The organism is Nocardia sp. NPDC058497, from assembly GCF_042720195.1.
Taxonomy (GTDB): Bacteria; Actinomycetota; Actinomycetes; order Mycobacteriales; family Mycobacteriaceae; genus Nocardia.
The window spans coordinates 1-3,496 of sequence record NZ_JBHXMY010000602.1; the positions used below are offsets into that span (position 1 = coordinate 1).

The following is a 3,496-nucleotide window of genomic DNA, read 5'->3' on the forward strand; positions in this document are numbered from 1 at the left end:
CTGTCGTACCGATATTGAGCGCAACCGCACCATGGTCTTCCAGCCATACACGGAACTTGTCCGAATTCCGGGTGAGACTGTTCAACTCAGCCAGTTCCTCGCTGGAAAGATCGAGCCGCTGGGGCATCACGATCGGGTCGGTCGATTTTCCCTCGACCGCAGTCGAACTGACGACCGTCAGCGGCGAGCTGCCGCTCACTTGCGCCGAGGGCACGACTAAATCCGGACGCTGCGGCTCATTCGTATCGATAAACTTCAAGGAGACTGTGACCGTGAGCACGACGGTCACGACCGCAGTAAGCAGAACCAGTCCGACCTTTACTCCGAACGGCGGCGATGTTTGAAAGATCGTCGCCTCGTGCACGATCGTCGAGTCGCGCACGAACATTGCGTTCTGGGTCCCGTTCCCCACTACCGCCTGGTTCGCGTTTCCATCTGCATAGGATGAGACGGTAGGTTGTTCGGAGCTACTCGGATCTGCCACCGAAACTCACATTTTGGGTCCCCGTATGCATATTCGCGACTTGGGCATTTCCTGAAGCGTAGGAAATGATACCGGCGGAGCGGTCCACCGATGTGGACTCAGCGATCATTCGCGTAATCTCACGCGCCAGGTCCGAATCCAATTCGAGAATGCGCGTCATCGACGCACGCAATTCGGACTGCCCGTCGGCGGAGCCGAGTGAGTTGCCGAGGTCTGCGCCGTCGGCGTGAAAGATTCGTTGGAGTAGTCGCTGTCCGAGTGACACAGTCGCATCGGCGGCCCGATCCTGCCCTTGGGAGAGAACTGCCGCACCGTACGCCCCGACCGCCGCTGTCACGAATGGCCACGCAGCGTCGACAAGGGCTGGAATTTCCGCGGTCATCAGGCAACACTCCCCTCGAGCCTGGCTGGCTACGGTGCCATCGTAGCGAAAGCCCTACGCCACGGCGCACTTTCAAGGTGATCGGCACCGATTCTGGCGCTCTCGAGGTGGCGGCCGCACATACGACGACCACCTTTGAGAATCACATCGAGACGTTGCTGATTCCGGGCATGATGCTGGCCGACCCACAGCGCGTTCGAACTACAACGACCCGATCCAGTTCCGAAGCAGCTGAGCACCCGCATCACCGGACTTCTCCGGGTGGAACTGGGTGGCCGAGAGGACACCGTTCTCGACGGCGGCGAGGAAGGGAACACCGTGCTCGGCCCAGGTGAGTTTCGGCGGCGCGATGTGCTCGTTCTCGGGAAGTTCCCACTGCTGGGCGGCGTAGGAGTGGACGAAGTAGAAGCGGGTGTCGGCGTCGAGGCCGGCGAACAGGGTGCTGTCGGCGGGGGCCTTGACCGTGTTCCAGCCCATGTGCGGGAGGACCGGCGCGTCGAGGCGGGCGACGGTGCCGGGCCATTCACCGCAGCCTTCGGTCTCCACATCGAACTCGACACCACGATCGAACAGGATCTGCATGCCGACACAGATGCCCAGGACCGGGCGGCCACCGGCGAGACGCTGGCCGATGATGCGCTCACCGCGCACCTCGCGCAGCCCGGCCATGCAGGCCGCGTACGCGCCGACACCGGGGACGACCAGTCCGTCCGCGGCGAGCGCGGCCTGTGGGTCGGCGGTGACCTCCACCTGCGCACCGGCCCGCACCAGCGCGCGCTCGGCGGAGTGCAGGTTGCCGGAGCCGTAATCCAGCAGGACGACGGATCTCGAACTCACAGGACGCCTTTCGTGGACGGGACGCCGCTCACCCGCGGGTCGATCTCGACGGCCGCGCGCAAAGCCCGCGCCACCGCCTTGAATTCGGCCTCGGTGATGTGGTGCTGATCGCGGCCGTAGAGCACCCGCACGTGCAGCGCGATCCGGGCGTTCTGCGCGATCGACTCGAACACGTGCTTGTTGAGCACGGTCGAGTACGAGGCGCCGGGGCCCGCGCTCGGAATGATGGTGTGCACCAGGTGTTCCGGCTCGCCGGTGAACACACAGTACGGACGGCCGGACACATCGACGGCGGCGTGCGCGAGGGTCTCGTCCATCGGGATGAACGCGTCGCCGAAGCGGCGGATGCCCTTCTTGTCGCCCAGCGCCTTGCCCAGCGCCTGACCGAACACGATCGCGGTGTCCTCGACCGTGTGGTGCGCCTCGATCTCGATGTCGCCCTCGGCCCGCACGACCAGGTCGAACCCGGCGTGCGCGCCCAGCGCGGTCAGCATGTGGTCGTAGAACGGGACACCGGTGGAGATCTCGGTCTGCCCGGTGCCGTCGAGGTTCAGCTCGACCAGAATGCTGGATTCCTTGGTGACGCGCTCCACCCGCGCTGTTCTGCTCATATCAATTGCCTCCAGCGGTCAGTGGGTGAGGTCGGTGCCCGCGATGTCGCGGCTCACGCGCAGGAACTCGTCGTTCTCCGCGGCGAGCCCGACGGTGGCGCGCAGGTAGCCGGGGATGCCGACGTCGCGGATGAGCACACCGGCGTCGAGATAGTGCTGCCAGGTGCGTGCCGCGTCGGTGAACCGGCCGAAGAGGATGAAGTTGGCGTCGCTGGGAATCACCTCGAAGCCCTGCTCGGCCAGCGCGGCGGCGACGCGGTCCCGCTGCGCCGCCAGTTCCGCGACGCTGCCCAGGGTTTCGTCGGCGTGCCGCAGGGCGGCGCGCGCGGCGGCCTGGGTGACCACCGACAGGTGATACGGCAGGCGAACCAGCAGGATCGCGTCGATCACGGCGGGCGAGGCGGCCAGGTAGCCGAGGCGCCCGCCGGCGAAGGCGAACGCCTTGCTCATGGTGCGGGTGACCACGAGCTTGGTCGGGAACCGGTCGATCAGCGTGATCGCGCTCGGCGCTGCCGAGAACTCGCCGTACGCCTCGTCGACGACGACGATGCCGGGCGCCGCCGCGAGCAGACGCTCGAGCTCGTCGATCGGGATGCTGTGCCCGGTCGGGTTGTTCGGGCTGGTCACGAACACCACGTCGGGGTGGCGTTCGGTGATCTGCGCGACGGCGTAGTCGATGTCGAGGGAGAAGTCGCCGCTGCGCTTGGCCTCGATCCACTCGGTGTCGATGCCCTCGGAGATGATTGGGTGCATCGAGTACGAGGGCACGAAACCCAGTGCGCTGCGGCCGGGTCCACCGAAGGCCTGCAGCAGTTGCTGCAGGATCTCGTTGGAGCCGTTGGCCGCCCACACATTGGCGGTGTCGACGGCGACGCCGGTCTGGCGGGTCAGGTACGCGGCGAGATCCGCGCGCAGGGCGATCGCGTCACGATCCGGGTACCGGTGCAGGTCGGCGGCGGCGGCGCGCACCGATTCGGCGACGTCGTCGATCAGCGCCTTACTCGGCGGGTGCGGGTTCTCGTTGGTGTTGAGCTGCACCGGAACCGTCAATTGCGGTGCGCCGTACGGCGATTTGCCGCGCAGGTTGTCACGCAGCGGCAGCTGGTCCAGGGTCGCCGAGGCGCCGGGCACGGTGGGAGTACTCACGACAGTGCCTCGAAACGCGCCCGCACGGCCTGGCCG

5 protein-coding genes are annotated in these 3,496 nt (G+C 66.4%); all 5 read right to left on the minus strand.

Annotated elements, in window-relative coordinates; all coding sequences use genetic code 11:
• On the minus strand, positions 1-388 hold a 388-nt coding region (locus ACFWPJ_RS27985), incomplete at its 3' end, for a hypothetical protein (RefSeq protein WP_378855762.1).
• A gap of 79 nt (positions 389-467) precedes the next feature.
• Positions 468-866, minus strand: coding sequence for a hypothetical protein (locus tag ACFWPJ_RS27990; protein WP_378855764.1), 399 nt, complete (start codon positions 864-866; stop codon positions 468-470).
• A 201-nt stretch (positions 867-1,067) separates the two neighbouring features.
• The gene (hisH, locus tag ACFWPJ_RS27995) at positions 1,068-1,703 is read right to left on the minus strand and encodes an imidazole glycerol phosphate synthase subunit HisH (RefSeq protein ID WP_378855766.1); all 636 of its coding nucleotides are present in this window, start codon (positions 1,701-1,703) and stop codon (positions 1,068-1,070) included.
• Entirely contained in the window at positions 1,700-2,314 is a 615-nt protein-coding gene (hisB, locus tag ACFWPJ_RS28000; protein WP_189033963.1) for an imidazoleglycerol-phosphate dehydratase HisB, read from the minus strand. Before hisB ends, hisH begins: the two co-directional genes overlap by 4 nt.
• Positions 2,315-2,332: 18 nt before the next feature.
• Complete coding sequence (locus tag ACFWPJ_RS28005; RefSeq protein WP_378855768.1) at positions 2,333-3,460, minus strand: histidinol-phosphate transaminase; 1,128 nt, start codon at positions 3,458-3,460, stop codon at positions 2,333-2,335.
• Positions 3,461-3,496 lie beyond the last annotated feature (36 nt).